Origin of the sequence: Nocardia asteroides (assembly GCF_021183625.1) — a bacterium.
Taxonomy (GTDB): domain Bacteria; phylum Actinomycetota; class Actinomycetes; order Mycobacteriales; family Mycobacteriaceae; genus Nocardia; species Nocardia asteroides_A.
In genome coordinates, this window is record NZ_CP089214.1 from 311,137 (window position 1) to 332,427 (window position 21,291).

Genomic DNA, 21,291 nt, shown 5'->3' on the forward strand with positions numbered 1-21,291 from the left:
CACCCACCCCGCACGGGTGACACAATGCGACGATGCATGTGGCTGTCGGCTTGGTGGTCCTGGTAGCGGCAGCGGTAGCCCTCGCTGCCCTGGCCCGCAGGGCGGGTCTGTCGGAGCCGCTGGTCCTCACGGTGGCGGGGGTCGCGGCGTCGTACCTGCCGTTCGTCCCGCAGGTGGATCTGGACCCGGAGATCGTCCTGCTCGGCCTGCTCCCCCCGCTGCTGTACACGGCGGCGATCCGCACCTCCCTGCTGGATTTCCGGAAGAACGCGACGACGATCGCGCTGCTGTCGGTGGTCCTGGTGCTGTTCTCCACCTTCGTGGTGGCCGCGGTGGTCTGGCTGCTGCTTCCGGTCCCGTTCGCGGTCGCGGTGGCGCTGGGCGCGGTGGTCGCCCCACCGGATGCGGTGGCCGCCACGGCGGTGGCGCGCAGGATCGGGATGCCGCGGCGGATCGTGACGATCCTGGAGGACGAGTCGCTGTTCAACGACGCGACGGCGCTGGTGGCGTTGCGGACGGCGATCGCGGCGTCGGCGGGGTCGGTGTCGGTGTGGCAGGCGGGCGGCGATTTCGTGCTGGCGGCCGGTGGCGGCGCGCTGGTGGGGGTGCTGGTGGCGGCGGTGCTGGCGACGCTGCGGCGGCGGATCACCGATCCGGTGCTGGATACGACGCTGTCGTTCCTCGCGCCGTTCGCGGCGTACCTGCCCGCGGAGGAGGTGCACGCCTCGGGGGTGATCGCGGTGGTGGTGTGCGGGATGATCCTCGGGCACGGCGCGCCGCGCTGGCAGAGCGCGGCGTCGCGGATCGCGGAGCGCACGAACTGGCGGACGGTGCAGTTCATTCTGGAGAGCTCGGTGTTCCTGGTGATCGGGTTGCAGGTGCGCCACATCGTGGAGGACGCGCTGGCGTCGGGGCTGGACGAGGGGACGCTGCTGGCGGCGGTGATCGCGGTGCCGGTGGCGGCGATGCTGGCGCGGCCGCTGTTCGTGTTGCCGTGGGCGTGGTTGAACCGGGCGCGTGGGCGGGGTGAGGAGTCGCTGCGGGAGGGGCTGGTGGTGTCGTGGGCGGGCATGCGCGGGGTGGTGACGGTGGCGGCGGTGCTGTTGCTGCCGGAGGAGACGCCGCAGCTGGCGGTGTTGAAGTTGCTGGCGTTGCTGGTGGTGGGGGCGACGTTGCTGGTGCAGGGGTCGACGCTGGCGGTGCTGGTGCGGGCGTTGAAGTTGCGGGGGCCGTCCCGGGCGGAGGACGCGCTGCAGAAGGCGAATCTGTTGCAGCAGGCGGCGGCGGCCGGGTCGGCGGAGCTGGATCGGCGGGTGACGCCGGAGACGCCGGAGGAGGTGGTGCGGGCGTTGCGGGAGCGGTTGACGTTCCGGACGAACGCGGCGTGGGAGCGGCTGGGGCGGGCGGAGTCGGAGCTGGCGACGCCGACGGCGGAGTATCGGCGGTTGCGGTTGGCGATGCTGGGCGCGGAGCGGCAGACGGTGCTGCGGGCGCGGGACGATGGCGCGCTGGATTACGAGATCCTGCAGGCGGTGATGGCGCGGCTGGATCTGGAGGAGTCGATCATCGACCGGTTCGACGAGGCGGAGGTGGCGGAGCCGGAGCCGTTGACGGCGCCGGATCGGGCGGAGAGCTGCGCGCATCTGCGGGAGGCGCCGCTGGTGCGGGTGCCGGATTCGGTGGTCGGCTGCGCGGCGTGTATCGCGGAGGGGCTGACCTGGGTGCATCTGCGGATGTGTCTGACCTGCGGGAATGTGGCGTGCTGTGATTCGTCGGTCGGCAATCACGCGTCGAAGCATTTCGCGGCGCAGCGGCATCCGGTGATGCGGAGTGTGGAGCCGGGTGAGGCGTGGCGGTGGTGCTATGTGGACGAGTTACTGGGGTGAGCGGCGGTGGGAGTAGATGAGCCCGGCGAATTCGGTGAGTAGCCGGTCGAGGCTTGGTTCTTGTTCGCCGGGGGCGATCTGCTGGTAGCCGATGAGGGTGGCCATGCCGAGTGCGGTGAGCACGCCCGCGGTGTCGGGGTCGTGGACGACGCCGTCGATGGCGCGGTGCACGGTGCGGCGGCGGGATTCGTCGACGCGTTTGAGGGCGACGGCGACGGATTCGTCGTTGGCGCCCCAGGCGCGGATGGCGGCTTCGGCGCGGTGGTTGAGGCCGCAGGCGAGGTCGGAGAGGGCGCGGATGTCGTCGTCGGGGGTGGCTTTGCCGAAGTTGCGGGCGCGCAGGACGAGGACCTGGCGGTGTTCCCAGGTTTCCAGGAGCAGGTCGACGAAGCTCTGCCAGCTGCCGAAGTGGTGGTAGAAGGAGCCGGAGGTGACGCCGAGGCGGCGGCAGAGGACGCCGATGTTGAGGCCCTTGAAGCCGAGTTCGGCCAGCACCTCGAGGGCGATGTCGAAGTACTGATCCTTGGTGACCACGCGGGACATGGGGTCGCCGATCTGCTCGCAGGGACGGAGTGAGGCCGAACAGTACCTCATGGGTCCCGGCGTTCCCGGCAGGTGAAAGGGGTGGAATCGGCGAACCGCGTGGACATCCCGGTCGGTTGTCCGGTTTCGTGACGGTTCGGGTCAGCCTCCCGGACGCGGTGTGGCTCGGCCGCTACCCGGCGGGGTGCAGCGCGATGCCGAGCAGGGCGTCGACGGCGGCGCGGATGGCGACGGGGGCGGTGCGGTCGGCGCCGCCGTAGGCGAGTGCCTGGCGAGCCCATTCGTCGACGGCGGCGAGCGCCTTGGGGGTGTCGAGGTCGTCGGCGAGGTGGCGGCGCAGGCGGGCGACGGTGTCGTCGGCGGCCGGGCCCGCTTCCAGGGCGGTGGCTTCGCGCCAGCGGGCGAGGCGCTGTTCGGCGGTGGTGAGGACCTCGTCGGTCCACATGCGGTCCTGCCGGTAGTGGCCGGCGAAGAGGCCGAGGCGCAGGGCGGCGGGGTCGGTGCCCGCGCGGCGCTGGGTGGAGACGAAGACGAGGTTGCCGCGGGATTTGGACATCTTCTCGCCGTCGAGGCCGATGAGGCCGGTGTGCACGTAGTGGCGGGCGAAGCGGCGGCCGGCGCCGAGGGCTTCGCCGTGTGCGACGGAGTATTCGTGGTGCGGGTAGATCAGGTCGGAGCCGCCGCCCTGGACGTCGAACTCGGGGCCGAGCCGGTTCAGGGCGATCGCCGTACACTCGATGTGCCAGCCGGGCCGTCCAGGCCCGAAGGGGGCGTCCCAGGAGGGTTCGCCGGTGCGGGCGGCGCGCCAGAGCAGCGGGTCGATGGGGTCGTGTTTGCCGGGGCGTCCGGGGTCGCCGCCGCGTTCGGCGAAGAGCTGTTCCATGGTGGCGCGGTCGTAGCCGGATTCGTAGCCGAACTGTTCGGTGGCGTCGGCGCGGAAGTAGATGTCGGGGTGTTCGGCGTCCTCGACGGTGTAGGCGGCGCCGGCGGCGAGCAGTTTGCCGACGAGTTCGATGACCTCGTCGACGGATTCGATGGCGCCGATGTAGTCGCGCGGGGGCAGCACGCGCAGGGCGGCCATGTCCTGGCGGAAGAGTTCGATCTCGCGGGCGCCGAGGTCGCGCCAGTCGATGCCGTCGCGGGCGGCGCGTTCGAAGAGCGGGTCGTCGACGTCGGTGATGTTCTGCACGTAGTGCACGTCGTACCCCGCGTCCCGCCAGAGCCGGTTGACCAGGTCGAAGGTCAGGTAGGTTGCGGCGTGGCCGAGGTGGGTGGCGTCGTAGGGGGTGATGCCGCAGACGTAGAGGGTGGCGGTGCGGCCGGGGGTCACCGGGCGCACGGCGCGGTCGGCGGTGTCGAACAGCCGCAGCGGCGGCCCCGTTCCGGGGAGGGCGGGGAGGGGCGTATCGGACCAGGACTGCATGATTCGAGGGTAGAGGTGTGGGCGGGGTCGCGGTTCCGCACCCCGGTTCCCGGCATACTCCCCGCACCCGGGCGGGCGTTGCCGACCTGCGGCGGGGCCGCGGGGAGGCGAAGTCAACAGTTGGCTTCCGGGTGATTCGCCGGTCACCCGCCGCGGGCGGGTCGGCGGGCCGGGGTCAGAACGCGGGCCAGGGAATGGGGCGCGCGGTGTCGGGCAGCGGCATGGCGGGGTCGTCGAGCAACCGGCGGGCACGGTCGGCGAGGGCGGTGATCTCGGTGTCGGTGAGGTGCTCGGCGAGCTCGTCGGCGAGCTCGCCGCTGAGCTCCTTGACCAGGCCGGTGATGTCGGGCAGCAACTCCTCGGGGACGGGCTCGCCCGCCCACCCCCAGAGGACGGTCCGGAGCTTGTTCTCGGCGTGCAGGCAGATGCCGTGGTCGACACCGTAGACGGTGCCGTCGGTGCCGTGCAGGGCGTGGCCGCCCTTGCGGTCGGCGTTGTTGACGATGACGTCGAGCACGGCGAGGCGGCGCAGCCGGGCGTCCTCGGAGTGCACGAGCGACACCTCGGTGCCCGCGGGGTCGACGGCGCGCAGGACTTCGCGGAAGCCGTCGGGGACGGCTCCGGCGGGGGTGAGGTCGACCAGGTCGAGGGTGTCGGCGTGGTCGACGGTGTCGATCCAGCGCTGCACCATGCCCGGGCCGAAGGGGCCCTCGCGCAGGATGGTCTCGGGGACGGTGTGCCAGCCGAGCGTCTCGGCGATCCGGTAGGTGGCGACTTCGCGGCCGGCGAGGGTGCCGTCGGGGAAGTCCCAGAGCGGTTGTTCGCCGCGGACCGGTTTGTAGACCACGCGCAGCGGTGCGGTCGGGTCGGCGGTGGCGATGTCGCAGACCAGGGTGAGGTTGCTGGCGGTGCTGATCCGGCCGAGCACCGCCAGCTCGCCCTCCCGGAACAGCGGGTCAGCGCCGCCGGGCACGGGTCACTCCTCTTCCAGGTCGGTGGTGCCGAAGATGTCGCCGCGCTTGTAGCCGTTGGTGCGCACGCACATGTGCCCGCCCGGGGTGAGCGGTTCCCCGCAGAGCGGGCAGGGCTGGCGACCGGCGGCGATCACCTTGGTGGAGCGCAGCGCGAATTCGCGGGCCTGGATCGGGGTGAGGAACACCCGCACCGCGTCGGGGCCCTCCTCGGTGTCGTCGAGCACGACCGACTCGTCGACCTCGGTCTCGGTGATGGCGAGCAGCTCGACCACCACCGCGCCGGCGTCGGCGTCCCAGCCGAGCCCCATGGTCCCGACCCGGAACTCGGCGTCCACCGGGGTGACCAGCGGGTCGGTGTCCCCGACGGCTTCGGCCTGCGGCGGCACCTCGGCGCCGAACCGGCGCGCGACCTCGTCCAGCAGCAGCCCCATCCGATCGGCCAGCACCTTCACCTGCTGCTTCTCCAGCAGCACGCTGACGACCCGCGGATCCTGCACGGCCTGGAGATAGAACGCGCGATCACCCGGTTCGCCGACGGTCCCGGCGACGAAGCGATCGGGGGTGCGAAATACGTGGATTGCTCGTGCCATCTGCACCCTCCTCGAACCCTGACCCTCATCGACTTATCCCGGCGTGGCGTTTTCCAGACGCCGGGGCGAGCCGGGTGCCCCGTGTGACGTCTCTACAACGGATCGCGGCGCTCCGCATTCCCATTATCCGCGACCGGCTCCGGCGCCACCTCGCCACCGGGGACCGGGCCGTGCGCGCCCGCGCCGGCCTTCGCGGCCCCGGACGGCGCCGCGGCGGCCAGCGCGGACAGGTCGGCGCCGGTGTCGTTGAGCCGCCACACGTAGGGGGCGTGCGGGGAGTAGCGGACGACGCTGATCGAAGCGGGCTCGACCACGATCCGCTGGAAGCCGTCGAGGTGGATGCCGAGCGCGTCGGCCAGCACCGACTTGATGACGTCGCCGTGCGTGCAGGCGACCCAGAGCACGTCGGCGCCGTCGTTGCCGTCGGCGAGGCGGCGGTCGATCTCGCGGATCGCGGTCACCGCGCGGCGCTGCACGTCGGCCAGGCCCTCCCCGTTGGGGAAGACGGCGCCGGAGGCGTGCCGCTGCACCACCGACCACAGCGGCTCCTCGAGCAGTTCGCTGAGCGGGCGGCCGGTCCAGTCGCCGTAGTCGACCTCGAGCAGCCGGTCGTCGTACTCGGGTTCGAGGCCGAGGCGTTCGGCGAGCGGGCCGACGGTGCGCTGGCAGCGCAGCAGCGGGGAGTGCGCGATGTGCTCGATCGGGAGCCCGCCGAGCCGGTCGGCGACCGCGGCGGCCTGTTCGGCGCCGCGCTCGGTGAGTTCGACGCCGGTGCTGCGTCCGGCGAGCGTGCGCGCGGTGTTCGAGGTGGACACGCCGTGGCGCAGCAGGATGACCGTCATGGGGTCAGCCTAGTGGGCCGCGGGTCGGCGCCGTTCCGCTCGCGGCGGGCGGTGGCCGCGCCCGGCCGTCGCCGCTGTCCGAAATTTTCGTTCCGGACCGACAATTGGGCTCGTCGGCCCGCCGTGATCACGCAGCGACAGTACAGGCCGCCCGGAGCCACCCGCGCGGGGGTGGGCCCGGCACTGTGTGGGACGGCGCGGTGTCGGCTCGGCGCTCCCGCGGTGGTGACGCTTTAGGCTTGGCGCCGTGACGAGAGCGTGGACGCGGTAATGGAACAGCGGACGGTCGGCCGTAGCGGGCTGCGGGTGTCGCGGATGGGCCTGGCCACCCACACCTGGGGCGACCGTACCGGCGGCGACGAGGCGGCGGTGCAGATGACGGCGTTCCTCGACGCGGGCGGCACGCTGGTCGACACCTCCCCCGCCTATACGGCGGGCGGCGCGCAGCGGGTGCTTGCCGAGCTGCTCGGCGATCTCGTCAACCGTGACGACCTGGTGCTGAGCGGCTGCTCCGGGGTGGTCCCGGTGACCGTCGCCGAGGCCGGGCCCGCGGTGCCGGAGCCGGTGCGCCCGGCCGTCGACGCCTCCCGGCGCGGGCTGCTGGCGCAACTGGACCGGACACTGCGCGAGCTCGGCACCGACCACCTGGATCTGTGGAGTATCGGCGAGTGGGATCCCTACACCCCGCTCGACGAGGTCGCGGGCACGCTCGAGCACGCGGTGCGCGCCGGGAAGGCCAGGTATGTGGGGGTGCGCGGGTTCAGTGCCTGGCAGCTGGCGTCGCTGGCCGCGCTGACCCCGGTGGTGGCCGCGCAGCACCCGTATTCGCTGCTCGCGCGCGGTGCGGAGGAGGATCTGCTGCCCGCCGCGCGGCACCACGGGACCGGGTTGATCGCGGCGACGCCGCTGGCGGGCGGCATCCTGACCGGCAAGTACCGGGACGGGGTGCCTGCCGATTCGCGCGGGGCGGACGAGGCGACGGCGGAGGAGATCAGGGATCGGCTCGACGAGCGCGCCAATCGGGTGGTGGACGCGCTGGTGACCGCGGCCGACGGGCTCGGCACCTCGCCGCTCGCGGTGGCGCTGGCCTGGATCCGGGATCGCCCGGGGGTGGCGAGCATGGTCGTCGGGGCGCGCGATATCGGGCAGCTCACCGGGGTGCTCGCGGCCGAGACGCTGGAGTTGCCGCGGGCCATCGCCGCCGCGCTCGACGACGTGAGCGCGCGCCCGGAGAACGGGCACGAGTAGCCCGGTCGCCGATGGCGCCGACCGTGCGGCCCGCCGTAGGCGGGGGCAGCGCTAGCCTGGGCGGCATGAGGTGTGGCGGTCGTGTTCGTTCCGGGGGAATCCGTGCCGTGGTGGCGGTGCTCGCCCTGCTCCTGGCGGCCGGGCTCACCGCCTGCGGGGATACCGGGGCGGGCGCGAGCGGCGGGCAGCGCGGCCCGGCGACGGCGTCGCTCACCGACCTGGATCCGGTGCCGTTCACCCCGCCGCCCGCGCCCGCGCTGCCGGTGACGGTGCGCTCCTTCGACGGCACCGAGGTCACCGTCGGCTCCGCGGATCGGATCGTGGCCGCCGACCGGTACGGCACGCTGGCGCAGACGGTGTGGGCGCTCGGGCTCGGCGCGAACCTGGTCGGGCGCAGCACCGCGGCCGCCTTCCCCGCCGTGCGGGACGTGCCGAACGTGACCGGGGGCAGCGGCTCGCTGAACGTGGAGTCGATTCTGGCGCTGCGCCCGACGGTGTTCCTCACCGACACCACCAGTGCCGCGCCCGCGGTGCGCGAGCAGCTGCGCGCGGCCGGGCTCGCGGTGGTCTACTTCGACCCGCAGCGCACCATGGACGGGGTGGTGCCGCAGATCGAGGCGGTCGCCGCCGCGCTCGGCGTCCCCGAGCGGGGCGCGGAGCTGGGCAGGCGCACCCGCGACGAGATCGCCGCCGCCACGGCCGCGGTGCCGGCGCAGGAGCCGCCGCTGCGGATCGCGTTCCTCTACCTGCGCTCCACCGCGATCACGATGATCGCCGGGCCGGGCTCCGGGGCGGACGCGCTGATCGCGGCGATCGGCGGGGCCGACGCCGGGACCGCGGCCGGGGTGCGCGAGCCGTTCACCGCCATCACCAGCGAGGGCATGATCAATGCCGCGCCCGACGTCATCCTGGTCATGACCGACGGGCTGCAGTCGGTCGGCGGGCTGGACGGGCTGGCCAAGGTGCCGGGGATCGCGCAGACCCCGGCCGGGCGGGATCGCCGCGTCGTCGACATGTCGGATGCGGTGCTGCTGTCCTTCGGGCCGAACACCGGCCGGGTGGTGGCGGCGCTCAGCGACGCCGTGTACGGCGCATGAGCCCAGAGCCGGGTACCGGATCCGCTGGGTCGCCGCCGGTGCCCGCCGGACTCGCGAAGGCGGGCGCAGCACCGGGCAGGCGGGACGATCCCGCGGTGCTCGTGCCGCACTCCCCCGCCCCGGTCGTGCCGCGCAGCCGCGGCGTGTCGCGGATCGCGATCGTGTCGATAGTCGCGGTCGTGGCGCTCGTCGCGCTGGCGCTGCTCTCGGCCACGCTCGGGCAGGTGCCGACCACCCCGGCGGAGGTCGCGGGCAGCGTCCTGCATCGCATGGGGCTGGAGCTGGGCCCGCTGCCCGCGCACCCGGCCGGCGAGGTCACGCTGTGGGAGGTGCGGTTCCCGCGGGTGCTGCTCGCGGCGTTCGTCGGCGCCGCGCTCGCCACCGCGGGCGCGCTGCTGCAGGGCGTGTTCGCGAACCCGCTGGCCGAGCCGGGCGTGATCGGGGTGTCGGCGGGGGCGGCGGTGGGCGCGGGCACGGTGATCGTGGTCGGTGGCGCGTTCGTGGCGGCCTGGTCGGTGGCGGCGGCCGCGTTCGCGGCCGGGCTGGCCACCACCATGCTGGTGTACCTGCTGGCCCGCTCCGGGGGGCGCACCGAGGTGGTGACGCTGGTGCTCACCGGGGTGGCGATCAACGCCTTCGCCGGTGGGCTGCTGGCGTTGCTGCTGTTCGTGGCGCAGCCCGCCGCCCGCGATCAGATCGTGTTCTGGCAGCTCGGCAGCCTCAACGGCGCCACCTGGGACGCGGTGGGGATCGTGGCCACGCTCACCACGCTCGGGGTCGCGGCGGCGGTGCTGGTGGCGCGGAAACTGGACCTGCTGGCGCTGGGGGAATCGGTGGCCAGGCATCTCGGGGTCGACGTCGAGCGGTTGCGGGCGATCGTGATCGCGGTGGTCGCGCTGCTCGCCACCGCGGGGGTGGCGTTCACCGGGATCATCATGTTCGTCGGGCTGGTGGTCCCGCATGTGGTGCGGATGCTGGTCGGGCCCGCGCACCGGGTGCTGATCCCGCTCAGCGCCGTCTTCGGCGCGGTGGTGCTGCTCGCCGCCGACGTCGGTGCCCGCACCCTGGTCACCAACGCCGACCTCCCGCTCGGCATGCTCACCTCCCTGGTCGGCGGCCCCTTCTTCTTCTGGCTGCTGCGCCGCACCCGCGCCCGCTCGGGCGGCTGGGCGTGAGCGGCGGGGAGCCGCGTCGGGCGAGCGGCGCGCAGCCCGCCGACCCGGGCAGCGTGGATCGGGCGAGCGCCGCGCAGACCGTCGGGCCGGGCAGCGTGGACCGGGCGGGCACAGAGCAGGCGAGCACAGAGCAGGCGAGTGCTGACGGCTCTCCGGCCGAAGGTCACGGCCCGGCGGAGCCCGTGCGGCGGCGCCGGATCTTCGGGCGCACTTCTCCCCTGCCTCTCCCCCCGGAGCCCGGCACGGTCACCCTGCGCGCCCGCGGCGTGACCGTCGCCCGCGGCCCGCGCACGGTGCTGCGCGATGTCGACTTCGAGGTCGCCGCCGGGCAGGTGGTCGCGCTGGTGGGCCCGAACGGGGCGGGCAAGTCGACCCTGCTGGCCGCGCTCGCCGGGGAGCTGCCCGCCACCACCGGCACCGTCGAGCTGGACGGCCGCCCGGTCACCGCGTGGTCGGCGCTGGACATGGCGCGCAGGCGCGCGGTGCTGCCGCAGAGCCACACCGTCGGGTTCCCGTTCACCGCCCGCGAGGTCGTCGCGATGGGGCGCGCCCCGTGGTCGGGCACCGGCCGCGACCTCGGCGACGAGGCTGCCATCGACACCGCGCTGGCGGCGGCCGATATCGGCCACCTGGCCGGGCGCGCGTTCCCGACCCTGTCCGGCGGTGAGCGGGCCAGGGTCGCGCTGGCCCGGGTGCTGGCCCAGGGCACCGCGACGCTGCTGCTCGACGAACCCACCGCCGCCCTCGACCTCGGCCACCAGGAGGCCGTGCTGACCCTGGCGCGCGAGCGCGCGCGGGCCGGTGCCGCGGTGGTGATCGTGGTGCACGACCTCGGCATCGCCGCCGCCTACGCCGACCGGGTCGCGGTCCTCGACGACGGCCGGGTGGCCGCCGACGGGGCGCCGCGCGCGGTGCTCACCACCGGCCTGCTCACCGCCGTCTACCGGCACCCGGTCGAGGTGATCGACCACCCGGTGACCGGCGCGCAGCTGGTCCTGCCGGTGCGGGCGGTCAGCGCCGCCACACCAGTTTCAGCACCGCCGGGGTGAGCAGCATCCGGATGACGGTGGCGTCGAGTACGAGCGCGGCGATCATGCCGTAGGCGATGTACTTCATGAGCACCAGGTCGGAGAAGCCGAACGCGCCGGTGACCACGATCAGGATGGCGGCGGCCGAGGTGATCACCCCGCCGGTGTGGGCGATGCCGTAGCGGATGGCCTCGGGCGGGTCGGCGCCCGCCGCGCGCGCCTCGGTCATCCGGGACTGCAGGAACACCTCGTAGTCGGTGGAGAGCCCGAAGATCACGCAGACGATCAGCACCAGCGCGGCGAACATGAGCGGGCCGGGGGTGAAGCGGAGCAGCTCCGAGCCGTGGCCCTGGACGAACAGCCAGGTCAGCAGCCCGAGGGTGGAGGCGAGGCTGAGCGCGCTCATCGCCACCGCCTTCACCGCGAGCACCAGGGAGCGGAACGCGACATACATCAGGGCCAGGGAGGCGCTGACCAGGATCAGCAGCAGCCAGGGCAGCCCGGCGAGCAGGCCGTTGATGCTGTCGCGTTCGAGTGCGGGCACCCCGGCGACGTAGGTGCGGACGCCGTCGGGTTGCGGGATCTCGCGCAGCGCGCGGACCACCCGGTCGGCGTCGCGGTCCTCGCGCAGCCCGGCGCTGAGCACGTTGACCCCGTCGCGGGTGGCGGCGGCGGGTTCGAAGCGGCCGGTGAGGCCGGGGACCTGGTTGGCGGCCCAGCGGATCTCGGCGAGCTGCGCCGCGTCGGCGCCGACGACGACGAGTTTGACCGGTTCCAGCCGCAGCCCGGGGAAGAGCTCGTCGAAGCGTTCCTGCGCGACCCGGGCCGGGTGTTCGCGGTCGAGGTAGCGTTCGCTGATCCCGCCGAACTCGATGTGCCGGAACGGGGTGCTGAGCAGCGCGATGCCGAGCAGCACCGGCACGATCACCAGCCACGGGCGGCGCATGGCGAAGCGGGCGAGCCGGGCGAAGAACCCGGCGTCGATCTGGGCTTCGGTCTTGGTGCGGGAGAACCGTTTCCAGCCCCACAGGTCGATGCGGTGCCCGACGATGCCGAGCAGCGCGGGCAGCGCGGTCACCGAGAGCACGGCGGCGATCAGCACCGAGGAGATGCCGCCGTAGGGCACCGAGCGCAGCACCCCGTTCGGGTAGATGAAGAGCGCGCCGAGGCTGATCGCGACGATCAGCGCGGAGAACAGCACGGTGCGCCCGGCGGTGGCGACGGTGCGGGCTACCGCGTCCTCGACCGTGCGGCCCGCGGCGAGCTCCTCCCGGAACCGGGTGACGGCGAAGAGCCCGTAGTCGATGGCGAGCCCGAGGCTGACCAGGGTGACGACGGCGCCGGCGAAGACGTTGACGTCGATGTAATTGGTGAGCCCGCGCATGATGCCCTGCCCGGCCAGGATGGTCATGCCGCCGATCAGCACCGGGAGCAGCGCGCCGACGATGCCGCCGAAGACGAAGTACAGCAGGATCGCCACCAGTGGCAGCGCGATCACCTCGGCGCGGCGGATGTCGTCCTGCATGCCGGTGTTGATGCCCTCGACCACCGGTTGCAGCCCGGCCAGCTGCACGGTGGTGCCGCCGGGGCCGGTGCCGTCGCCGTCCGCGCCGAGCGCGGGTTTGAGCGCGAGGAAGTTCTCGATCGCCTCGGTGCCCTCCTCGCGGAGCCCGACGACGGCGAAGGCGACGGTGCGGGTGGCGTCGGTGGCGGAGGCGGCGAACGGGCTGTCCCAGTAGCTGTCGATCTTGGCGATCCGGTCGGGGTGCTGTTCGCGCAGCGCGGTGAGCGCGGCGGTGACCGGGCCGCGCACGCCGGGGTCGTCGACGGTGGTGCCCGCGGGGGCGGTGAAGAGCAGGATGAGGTCGCTGTCGGTGTCGCGGCCGAAGGTGTCGTCGGCGATCTCGGAGCCGGCCACCGATTCGCTGCTCTCGTCGAACCAGCCCTCCTGGGTCAGGTGTTCGCCGAGGTCGCGGCCGTACCAGCCGGTGACGAGCACGGCGAACACGCACAGCGCGAGGACCGCGACGCGGTGCCGGTAGACGAATCTGCCCCACCGCAGGGAGCCGGAGTGCAGCACCCGCGCCTCAGCCGCAGGCCGCGGTGCGGTAGTCGGCCGAGCGCAGGATCCCGCACAGGTCGGTGCGCGAGATCTTCCACTGGTCGTCGAGGTAGACGAAGTGCACGACGGTGGTGCGGATGTTGCTGCCGGTGCCGTCCTTGTCCAGGCGCAGGGTGGCGGTGAGGGTGCCGTCGCGGTTGTCGAAGACCGGGTCGGTGACGCCGTAGACGGCGCGCGGGTTGTCCTGTAGCGCCTTGTACATGTCGGGGATGGCGTCGCGGAAGGCGGCGCCGTCCTCGATCAGGCCGGTGCGTTCGGCGTCGGGCAGCGCCGGGTCGAGGGCGCTCTTGATGCGGGCGTCGAGTTCGGGCGCGGTCGGGATGTGCCGGTTCGCCACCGCCGACGAGGTCGCCGCGATCGAGGAGGTGACCGCGGCGTTGGCGGAGGAGCGGGCGGCGGCGACGGCGCTCTCGTCCACGCCGTCCCCGCAGGCGGAGAGGGTGAACGCGGTGGCGGCGGCGGCCAGCGCGGCGCCGAGCGCGCGGCGGATGAGGCGGTGCGGTGTGGGAAGCATCACCTACAGGGATACCGTATGCGGTCAGCGTCCGTCGATGACGGCCCCCAACCGTCCCAGAAGGGCACGTACGATCGTGGGCTCGCCCGCGGTCGTGCCCGGTGCCGCGACGGCGCGGGGCAGCAGGTCGCGCACCAGGGCGGTGACGCTGCGCGCGTCGTCGAGGTCGATGTCGGTGACCGGGGTGTCGGCGGCCGCGAGGACGTCCTCGGGGCCGGGAACGGCCAGGTCGGGGTCGTGCCGGTATATTTCCACGAAGAGAGTGGACCGGACGGTCCGGAACGCGAAGGGGTGGCCGTCTGCCGTGGTTCCGAAGCCGTGCGCGAACGGGCCGACGGTGAGGTCGTCGACGGTGAAGCCGGATGATCGGTCGGGCTGCAACCGGGTCTCCCTGGGTCGGGTGGTGGTCACCTCCACGGTAACCACCGGAGCGGACGGTCGGCCCGCCGGAAGCGACGACACAGCTGGTGCCGGGGCGTCGGCGCAGCGATGTTGCGTCATCATGGGTCGATGCGGTCTGCTCGTATGTCGGCTCCGGCGGGGCCGATGTTTCGCCCCGGGCCGTGATCGGTTCGGGGCGGTGTCGCGGGTGAGCGGTGGAAAGGGAGTGCGGCGGATGCGTCCGGTTGGTTCACTGGCGGCGGGGCTGGTGGCGCTGGCGGTGCTCACCGGCTGCTCCGGCGAGTCCGCCGGCCCCGACGTCCCCACCAGGGAACCCGCCGCCCCCGCCGCCGCGCCGGTGCCCGCCGTCCCGCCCGCCGGGCGCACCGCGCTGGCCGGCTCCTCGTACTCGCTGCTCGCCGCCGATCCCGGCAGCGGGCTGCTCGCCGCCGCCACCGGCACCCGGCTCGACGTGCTCGATCCCGGCGCCGAGCCGCTCGCCGTCGCCCGCACCGTCACCCTGCCCGGTGCCGCCGCCGCGCTCGTGCCCGGTCGCCCCGGTGAGGTACTGGCCGCGGTGCCCGGCGCGGTGGTGCGGGTCGCGCTCGGCACCGGGACGAGCACCGAGGTCCCGGTCGACGCCGAGGTGCGCAGCGTCGCGCCCGGCCCGGACGACACCCTCGTCGTCGGCACCGGAGACGGGCAGCTGCGCACCCTCGGCCCGGACGGCGCCACCCGCGCCACCGCGGACGGGCTGGTCTCGGCCGACGCGCTCGCCGTCGTCGGCGGCGAGGTCGCCGTGCTCGATCGGCGCCAGAGCATGATCGCCGAGCTCGGCACCGGCGCCGACCGGCTCGGGCTCGGGCTGCGCGCGGGCGACGGCGCCACCACCCTGATCGCCGACCCGCTCGGCCGGGTCCTGGTCACCGACACCGACCACGGGGAACTGCTGGTCTACACCACCGCGCCGCTGGTGCTGCGGCAGCGCTTCCCGGTGGGCTCCGCGCCCTACGCGCTCGCCTACGACGCCGGGTCGGACACCGTGTGGGTGTCGTGCACGCAGAGCAACGAGGTCGTCGGATTCGACCTCGGCACCGGGATACCGGTGGAAGTGGACCGTCGTCCGACGGTCCGGCAGCCGGACGCGCTCGCCGTCGACGCGGGCACCGGCGACCTGTTCGTGGCATCGGCCGCCGGCGACGGCGTCCAGCGGATCGCCGCGACGGATCGGAAGAGAGGTCAGTGATGGCGCCGAAGCACCGGAGTTCGCGAACCGCGCTCCCCGCGGGCTGGGAGACCAGCGGCGACGACTACGAGTACGTGCCGCTGCGGCTGCCACCCGAGGTCACCAGGGTGACCGCCTCCATGCGGCTGGCCATCCAGGCCGAGTACGGCGGCTGGGAGCTGTCCCGGGTCCGCGCCTACACCGACGGCAGCCGCCGCGTGCTGCTGCGCAGGCGCCGCAACGCCGCGCTACCCGAGTCCGAACCGGGGATCTGATGTACGGCCTGCTGCTGCGCCTGATGTTCCTGCTTCCGCCGGAGCGGGTCCATCACCTCGCCTTCGCCGCCATGCGGTGGGCGACCCGGTTCCCGCCGCTGCGCTCGGTGCTGGCCCTGGTGCTCGCCGGGCACGACCCGATCCTGCGCAGCACCCTGTTCGGGGTCGGCTTCCCGGCCCCGCTCGGGCTCGCGGCCGGGTTCGACAAGAACGCCGACGGCGTCGACGCCTGGGCCCCGCTCGGCTTCGGCTTCGCCGAGATCGGCACCGTCACCGCGCACGCCCAGCCCGGCAACCCCGCCCCCCGGCTGTTCCGGCTGCCCGCCGACCGCGCCCTGATCAACCGGATGGGCTTCAACAACGAGGGCGCCGCCCCGGCCGCCGACCGGCTGCGCGCGCGCCGCCCCGGCGTCCCGATCGGCGCCAACATCGGCAAGACGAAGGCGACCCCGGCCGCCGAGGCCGCCGCCGACTACGCCACCAGCGCCGCCCTGCTCGGCCCGCACGCCGATTTCGTCGTCGTCAACGTCAGCTCCCCCAACACCCCCGGGCTGCGCGACCTGCAGGCCGTCGAGGCGCTGCGGCCGCTGCTGGCCGCGGTGCTCGACACCGTCACCGTTCCCGTCCTGGTCAAGATCGCCCCTGACCTCTCCGACGACGACATCGACGCCGTCGCCGACCTCGCCATCGAGCTCGGGCTGGCCGGGATCGTCGCCACCAACACCACGATCGAGCGCGCCGGGCTCGCCACTCCCGCCGCCGAGGTCGAAACCTGCGGCGCGGGCGGGCTCTCCGGGCCGCCGGTGGCCGACCGGTCGCTCGAGGTGCTGCGCCGGCTGCACCGGCGGGTGGGCGGGCAGCTGGTGCTGGTCTCGGTCGGCGGGATCGAGACCGTCGATCAGGCGTGGGAGCGGATCCTCGCCGGGGCGAGCCTGCTGCAGGGCTACACCGGGTTCATCTACGGTGGCCCGTTCTGGGCGCGGCGGATCCACCGCGGGATCGCCGCCCGGCTGCGCGCCGCCGGCTACCGGGATCTGGCCGAGGCCGTCGGCGCGGAACACCTCGACCCGGCCTGATCACGGGAACACCACCGGCGGCTCGGTGTGCGGCCTGCGCAGGTCGGTGCAGTATCCGAGGCCGTGGCCCGGGCCCGGCGCGGGCGGGCGGCGCGGGATCCCGATATCGCCGCCGCGCGGGCCGTCGGCCGGCTCGCCGGGGGTGATCTCCACCGCGCCGCGCGCCGCCATCGCCTTGGCCAGCAGCAGCAGGGCCTGGGCGAAGACCGTTCCCAGCCGGTGCGCCCGCTCCTGCATCAGCGCGAACGCCAGCGGGTCGTGCACCAGCGCCGAGTTCGACACCAGCTCGTCGAGCTCCATCCCCGCCAGCGCCTGCTCCTCGGTGAGCGGCCTGCCCGGCCACCAGCTCAGCCGCCACGGCTTCCTGCCGCCGGAGTACACCCGGTAGGCGTACTCCGGGGTGACCTCGCTGGTCATCCTCGAGCCGGTGCTGTGGACTGCCATGATCGCTCCTTATCGGCCCCTCCGGGCCTCGTCCCCGACGGGGAGGAGCCGATCCCAGTGTGACAGTCGCCGCCGAAGGCGGTCAATTGCCGTCGAGTCATGGGAATTGACATGTGAACATTGCGGTAAACCTGCTGTCAGGCCGGATGGACAGCGCGCAATCCCGCTGTGCGCGACACTATTACGGCGCGGTTGCCAGATCGCGATCTCTCGGAAGCCTTCGGGCGGACGCAGGGTGGCAATTGGCGCGGTAGCGTAGAGAGCGGCGGTGGCAGGAGGTGAGGCCGGTGAGCGGCCCGCTGGACGGACAAGTCATCGCTGTCCGGCAAATTCTCACCCGGCTCGGGAAACGGTCGGGGCTCAGCGCGGAGCGGGTGCGCACCACGGAGATCGACGTCTCCCCCCTGCTGGAGCTGCCCGCCATCCGTACCCACGCCCGCCGCACGGGGGTGGAGTCCGCCGAGGCGGTGTTGCCGGTCGTTCGCGAAGTGGCGCAACGACTCTCGCCCACCGATCGGCTCGTCGTCGATGCCGCGCTCTCGCTGGGGCTGCTCGCCGACGACGAGGTGGACACCGCACGGCTGTACGCCGGTGACCTCGGGGAGCGACGGGAGTACCTCTCGACGGCCTGGGCGCTGCTGCACACCGTGCTCGGCGCCGGGCCGACGCCCTCGGCCCCGAGCGTCCGGACGCTGCGCGCCTCCCCCGAGCGGCGGGCGTTCACCGCACTCGCCGCGGCCCTGGTCGACGGCCCGGTGCGCAACGGCCGGGGCTATTCGCCGGCGCGGGTGTCGGAACAGGCCGACGCGATCGCCGACCGGTTCGGCACCAACGGCACGGTCACGGTGCTGGGGAACGCGGTGGTCGACCACCTGTACCGCGTCGATCGGCTGCCGGTCGCCGGCGGCTCGGCGAGTGGCCGCTTCGAGCGGCGCCTCGGCGGCAAGGGCCTCAACCGGGCGGTCGCCGCCTCCCGGCTCGGCATGAACACCCGGTTGCTGGCCGCCGTCGGTGACGACGACGCCGGACGCCGCATCGTGGCCCTGCTCGAACGCGAAGGCGTCGACACCTCGATGATGAAGATCGTCCGGGAAGCGGGCACCGACGTGGCCGCGCTCATCGTCACCCCCGGCGGCAGCACCAGCGCGATCGGCGCCGAAGGCAACCAGGTCCAGTTCACCCCGCAGGACCTGCTCGACCCCGACGTTGCCGCGACGCTGGTCAGCTCCGACGTGGTGATCATGACCCTCGAGTCACCGCTGCCGGTCGTGGAGCAGGCGCTCTCGATCCTGCGGGAGGTCCCCCGGCCCCCCGCGCGGGTGCTGCAGGCGGCGCCGCCGCACGACCAGCCCGCCAGGCTCTACCAGTTCCTCGACGGCGTCGAGTACGTGGTCGGCAGCACCTGGCAGCTCAGCCGGCTCATCTCCGCGACCCGGTACACCCCCGACGAAGCGCTGCGGGTCTTCGACGCCGAGATCGCGCCGAAGCTGCTGGCCCTCGGCGTGGGCACGGTCTGCGCCATCGAGGGCTTCACCTGCCGGCTGCGCGGCAGGCACGGCACCGCCGATATCCCCCGCCCCCGGCTCGCCGCGATGGACGACGCACCCGGCGCCCACGCCGCGTTCTGCGGCGCGCTCGCCCACCAGCTGGTGATCACCGGCGGCGAGCCCGACTTCCACTGGATCTGCGCGGCGATGGCCGCCACGCAGTCCTTCGCCGGTGATGTTCCCGAGGCCATGCCCGGCCGGGCGGCGATCGATCGGTTCGTGGACAAGCCGGGCGACCCCGGGTGATGTACGTTTGCCCCGCCCGCCAACGATGCCCGACCGCTTCGGAGGAAGCATTTGACCACGACCGCGTGTGATCGGCCCGAGGCCGCACATCGGAGCCCCCGCAAGGGGAGCGAGCTCGACGTCCGGGTGGTCGAACTATCGGATGCCGTCAACGGGGGGCACCTGCTGACCTTCGGCACCGTCACCGACGGCTGCCTCGTCCGGCTGCACTCCCGCTGCCTCTACGGCGAGGTCCTCGGCTTCGAGGACTGCGACTGCGGGCCGGAGCTGGAGGCCGCGATGGACCTCATCCAGGCCGAGGGGGCCGGGGTGCTGGTCTACCTGGAACAGGAGGGGCGCGGCGCGGGGCTGTCGATGAAGGCCCGCGGGCTCGGGCTCGGGCAGCGCGACAACCTCGACACCTTCGAGAGCTACCACCGGCTCGGCCTGAACGAGGACTCCCGCGACTACAAGGTAGCGGCGACCGCGCTGGTGGCGCTCGGACTCGACCGGGTCCGGCTCATGACGAACAATCCGGACAAGGTCGCCGCGCTGGAGGAAGCGCGCATCGAGGTCGTGGTCGTTCCGCTGCACACCGAGCCGCGCTCGGAGGCCGCGCGGCACTATCTGACCGCCAAGCGGGTCAAGCGCCACCACCTCCTCCCGGAATAGGGACGATCCGGGCAGTACACCCGCTACGATCGACGTGATCCACACCACTTCCGCGCACCCTGAACCCTGACACGGTGACAGACGTTCACCGCCACTGTGTCAGGGGCTGCGTGTGGCCACGCTCGACGATCGGGAACTACGAACTATGACTACACCGGAGATCGGCTTCGCCCACGAATCGGGCGCCACCGTCTACACCGTGCCCGCCGCGTTCCAGGAGACCGTGAAGCTGCGCCCCGGCCAGGTGGCGCTGCGCACCGTCGGGGGAACCCAGGAGATCACCTGGGGCCAGTACGCCGAACGGGTCCGGGTGCTCGCGGCCGGGCTCGCGCGGCTCGGCGTCGCCCGCGGCGACACCGTCGGCATCATGCTCACCAACCGGCCCGAGTTCAATCTCGTCGACACCGCCGCACTGCACCTGGGCGCCACCCCGTTCTCGGTCTACAACACCAGCTCCACCGAGCAGATCGCGCACCAGTTCGGCAACGCCGGGAACCGGGTCGTCATCACCGAGCGGGCGTTCCTGCCGGTGATCACGGCGGTGCCGACCCCGGTCGAGCACCTGATCGTGGTCGACGGCCCGGCGAGCGGCGCGATCACCCTCGCCGACCTGGAGGCGAACCCCGAGCCCGGCTTCGACTTCGACGCCGCCTGGCAGGCCGTGCGCGCCGACGACCTCGCCACCCTCATCTACACCTCCGGCACCACCGGGCCGTCCAAGGGCGTGGAGATCAGCCACCGCAACGTGCTGGCCCAGATCATCGCGCTGCTCAGCGGGCCGCTGAAGGTCGGGTTCGACGACCGCGCCGTCTCCTACCTGCCCGCCGCGCACGTCGCCGACCGCATCTCCGGGCACGCCATCAGCCTGCTCACCGGCGTGCAGATCACCACCGTTCCCGACCCGCGTGAGATCGCCGCCGCGCTGCCCGACGCCCGCCCCACCACCTTCTTCGGCGTGCCGCGGGTGTGGCAGAAGATCAAGGCCGGGGTCGAGGGCAAGCTCGCCGCCGAACCCAGCCCGCTCAAGCGGTCGCTCGCGGACTGGGCCATCGCGACCGGAATCGCCGCCGCCCGCGCCGATCTCAGCGGCAAGGGCCGCTCGCCGGTGCTCAAGGCTCAGCACGCCGTCGCCGACAAGCTGGTGCTGGCCAAGCTGCGCGCCGCGCTCGGGCTCGACCAGCTGCGCGTCGCCTCCTCCGGCGCGGCGCCGATCCCGCCGGAGACCCTCGAGTACTACCTGGGGCTCGGGTTCGTGGTCTCCGAGGTGTGGGGGATGTCGGAGACCACCGGTGTCGGCACCTTCACCGACCTGGACAACCCGCGCCCCGGCTCGGTCGGGCGCGCGGTCGACGGGGTCGAGCTGAAACTCGCCGAGGACGGCGAGGTGCTGATCCGCGGCCCGATCGTCACCCGCAGCTACCGCAACATGCCGGACAAGACCGCCGAGGCCATCGACGCCGACGGCTGGCTGCACACCGGCGACGTCGGCAGCCTCGACGACGACGGCTACCTGCGGATCATCGACCGCAAGAAGGAGCTCATCATCAGCGAGGCGGGCAAGAACATCGCCCCCTCCAACATCGAGAACGCGGTCAAGGCCGCCAGCTCGCTGGTCGGGCAGATCGTCGCCATCGGCGACGCCAGGCCCTACATCACCGCGCTCGTCATGGTCGACCCCGACGTGCTCGCGCTGCGCGCCAAGGAGCTCGACGCCACCGGCGAGGAGCTGCCCGCCCTCGTCGCCCGCACCGAGATCCTCGACGAACTCCGGGCCGCCGTCGCCGAGGGCAACAGGAAGCTCTCCCGGGTCGAGCAGATCAAGCGCTTCACCGTCGTCGACCGGGTCTGGGAGCCCGGCGGGGAGGAGCTCACCCCGAAGATGTCGCTCAAGCGGGTCCCGATCGCCGCGGCCTACGCCGCCGAGATCACCGCGCTCTACGGCCCCGAGCCGGGCGGGCGGGTCATCGCCGTCTAGAATCCGCGAAAACGGCCCCGGACAGCGTG

General features: G+C 73.3%; 20 protein-coding genes. 11 read left to right on the top strand and 9 right to left on the bottom strand.

Translation table 11 applies throughout. The features are described from left to right. Window positions 1–32: 32 nt before the first annotated feature. Entirely contained in the window at window positions 33–1,886 is a 1,854-nt protein-coding gene (locus tag LTT61_RS01595; protein ID WP_233018129.1) for a Na+/H+ antiporter, read from the top strand. Here LTT61_RS01595 and LTT61_RS01600 read toward each other — a convergent pair. From LTT61_RS01600 to LTT61_RS01620, 5 genes are all read right to left on the bottom strand, one after another. After that, complete coding sequence (locus LTT61_RS01600) at window positions 1,875–2,429, bottom strand: TetR/AcrR family transcriptional regulator (RefSeq protein ID WP_233018130.1); 555 nt, start codon at window positions 2,427–2,429, stop codon at window positions 1,875–1,877. The two genes, LTT61_RS01595 and LTT61_RS01600, sit on opposite strands and share 12 nt — an antisense overlap. A gap of 172 nt (window positions 2,430–2,601) precedes the next feature. Beyond that, complete coding sequence (gene mshC, locus LTT61_RS01605) at window positions 2,602–3,852, bottom strand: cysteine--1-D-myo-inosityl 2-amino-2-deoxy-alpha-D-glucopyranoside ligase (protein WP_233018131.1); 1,251 nt, start codon at window positions 3,850–3,852, stop codon at window positions 2,602–2,604. A 175-nt stretch (window positions 3,853–4,027) separates the two neighbouring features. Beyond that, window positions 4,028–4,825 (bottom strand): SCO1664 family protein, encoded by a 798-nt coding sequence (locus LTT61_RS01610; protein WP_233018132.1) that lies wholly within the window; start codon window positions 4,823–4,825, stop codon window positions 4,028–4,030. Between the two features lie 3 nt (window positions 4,826–4,828). After that, on the bottom strand, window positions 4,829–5,416 hold the full coding sequence (locus LTT61_RS01615) for a DUF3090 domain-containing protein (RefSeq protein WP_233018133.1): 588 nt from the start codon (window positions 5,414–5,416) through the stop codon (window positions 4,829–4,831). Between the two features lie 92 nt (window positions 5,417–5,508). Further along, complete coding sequence (locus LTT61_RS01620; protein ID WP_233018134.1) at window positions 5,509–6,258, bottom strand: histidine phosphatase family protein; 750 nt, start codon at window positions 6,256–6,258, stop codon at window positions 5,509–5,511. 270 nt (window positions 6,259–6,528) lie between these two features. Here LTT61_RS01620 and LTT61_RS01625 point away from each other — a divergent pair, with 270 nt between their 5' ends. The 4 genes from LTT61_RS01625 (at window position 6,529) to LTT61_RS01640 (ending at window position 10,827) form a co-directional block, all read left to right on the top strand. Continuing rightward, entirely contained in the window at window positions 6,529–7,506 is a 978-nt protein-coding gene (locus LTT61_RS01625; RefSeq protein WP_233018135.1) for an aldo/keto reductase, read from the top strand. A gap of 65 nt (window positions 7,507–7,571) precedes the next feature. Then, window positions 7,572–8,603, top strand: coding sequence for a heme/hemin ABC transporter substrate-binding protein (locus tag LTT61_RS01630; RefSeq protein WP_233018136.1), 1,032 nt, complete (start codon window positions 7,572–7,574; stop codon window positions 8,601–8,603). Between the two features lie 125 nt (window positions 8,604–8,728). Continuing rightward, window positions 8,729–9,778: a FecCD family ABC transporter permease gene (locus LTT61_RS01635; RefSeq protein ID WP_233021294.1), complete on the top strand. Its 1,050-nt coding sequence runs from the start codon at window positions 8,729–8,731 to the stop codon at window positions 9,776–9,778. A 182-nt stretch (window positions 9,779–9,960) separates the two neighbouring features. Beyond that, a complete protein-coding gene (locus LTT61_RS01640; protein ID WP_233021295.1) occupies window positions 9,961–10,827 on the top strand; it encodes a heme ABC transporter ATP-binding protein in 867 nt (288 codons plus the stop codon). On the opposite strand, the gene LTT61_RS01645 is transcribed toward LTT61_RS01640, so the two are convergent. From LTT61_RS01645 to LTT61_RS01655, 3 genes are read right to left on the bottom strand one after another with little or no spacing between them, the layout of a single operon-like run. Further along, complete coding sequence (locus tag LTT61_RS01645) at window positions 10,790–12,886, bottom strand: MMPL family transporter (protein WP_233018137.1); 2,097 nt, start codon at window positions 12,884–12,886, stop codon at window positions 10,790–10,792. The two genes, LTT61_RS01640 and LTT61_RS01645, sit on opposite strands and share 38 nt — an antisense overlap. 7 nt (window positions 12,887–12,893) lie before the next feature. Beyond that, window positions 12,894–13,442, bottom strand: a complete 549-nt coding sequence (locus LTT61_RS01650) for a hypothetical protein (RefSeq protein ID WP_233021296.1) — start codon at window positions 13,440–13,442, stop codon at window positions 12,894–12,896. A 24-nt stretch (window positions 13,443–13,466) separates the two neighbouring features. Further along, complete coding sequence (locus tag LTT61_RS01655; RefSeq protein WP_233021297.1) at window positions 13,467–13,859, bottom strand: hypothetical protein; 393 nt, start codon at window positions 13,857–13,859, stop codon at window positions 13,467–13,469. Window positions 13,860–14,058: 199 nt separating this feature from the next. On the opposite strand from LTT61_RS01655, the gene LTT61_RS01660 reads away from it, so the two are divergent. Genes LTT61_RS01660 through LTT61_RS01670 form a run of 3 tightly spaced genes read left to right on the top strand, consistent with a single transcriptional unit; the run spans window position 14,059 to window position 16,399 of the window. Further along, entirely contained in the window at window positions 14,059–15,069 is a 1,011-nt protein-coding gene (locus tag LTT61_RS01660) for a YncE family protein (RefSeq protein WP_233018138.1), read from the top strand. Next, window positions 15,069–15,323 carry a DUF5703 family protein gene (locus tag LTT61_RS01665; RefSeq protein WP_067651050.1) on the top strand — a complete coding sequence of 85 codons (255 nt, stop codon included), beginning with the start codon at window positions 15,069–15,071 and terminating at the stop codon, window positions 15,321–15,323. Before LTT61_RS01660 ends, LTT61_RS01665 begins: the two co-directional genes overlap by 1 nt. Further along, window positions 15,323–16,399: a quinone-dependent dihydroorotate dehydrogenase gene (locus LTT61_RS01670; protein WP_233018139.1), complete on the top strand. Its 1,077-nt coding sequence runs from the start codon at window positions 15,323–15,325 to the stop codon at window positions 16,397–16,399. The genes LTT61_RS01665 and LTT61_RS01670 overlap by 1 nt, the downstream gene beginning before the upstream one ends. Here the strand turns inward: LTT61_RS01670 and LTT61_RS01675 are convergent, their stop codons facing one another. Further along, window positions 16,400–16,843 (bottom strand): hypothetical protein, encoded by a 444-nt coding sequence (locus LTT61_RS01675; protein WP_233018140.1) that lies wholly within the window; start codon window positions 16,841–16,843, stop codon window positions 16,400–16,402. Window positions 16,844–17,130: 287 nt separating this feature from the next. On the opposite strand from LTT61_RS01675, the gene LTT61_RS01680 reads away from it, so the two are divergent. The 3 genes from LTT61_RS01680 to LTT61_RS01690 all read left to right on the top strand — a co-directional run bounded on the left by LTT61_RS01680 (window position 17,131) and on the right by LTT61_RS01690 (window position 21,262). After that, on the top strand, window positions 17,131–18,636 hold the full coding sequence (locus LTT61_RS01680; RefSeq protein WP_233018141.1) for a PfkB family carbohydrate kinase: 1,506 nt from the start codon (window positions 17,131–17,133) through the stop codon (window positions 18,634–18,636). Window positions 18,637–18,687: 51 nt separating this feature from the next. After that, a complete protein-coding gene (locus LTT61_RS01685) occupies window positions 18,688–19,287 on the top strand; it encodes a GTP cyclohydrolase II (RefSeq protein WP_233018142.1) in 600 nt (199 codons plus the stop codon). A gap of 145 nt (window positions 19,288–19,432) precedes the next feature. After that, on the top strand, window positions 19,433–21,262 hold the full coding sequence (locus LTT61_RS01690; RefSeq protein ID WP_233018143.1) for an AMP-dependent synthetase/ligase: 1,830 nt from the start codon (window positions 19,433–19,435) through the stop codon (window positions 21,260–21,262). Window positions 21,263–21,291 lie beyond the last annotated feature (29 nt).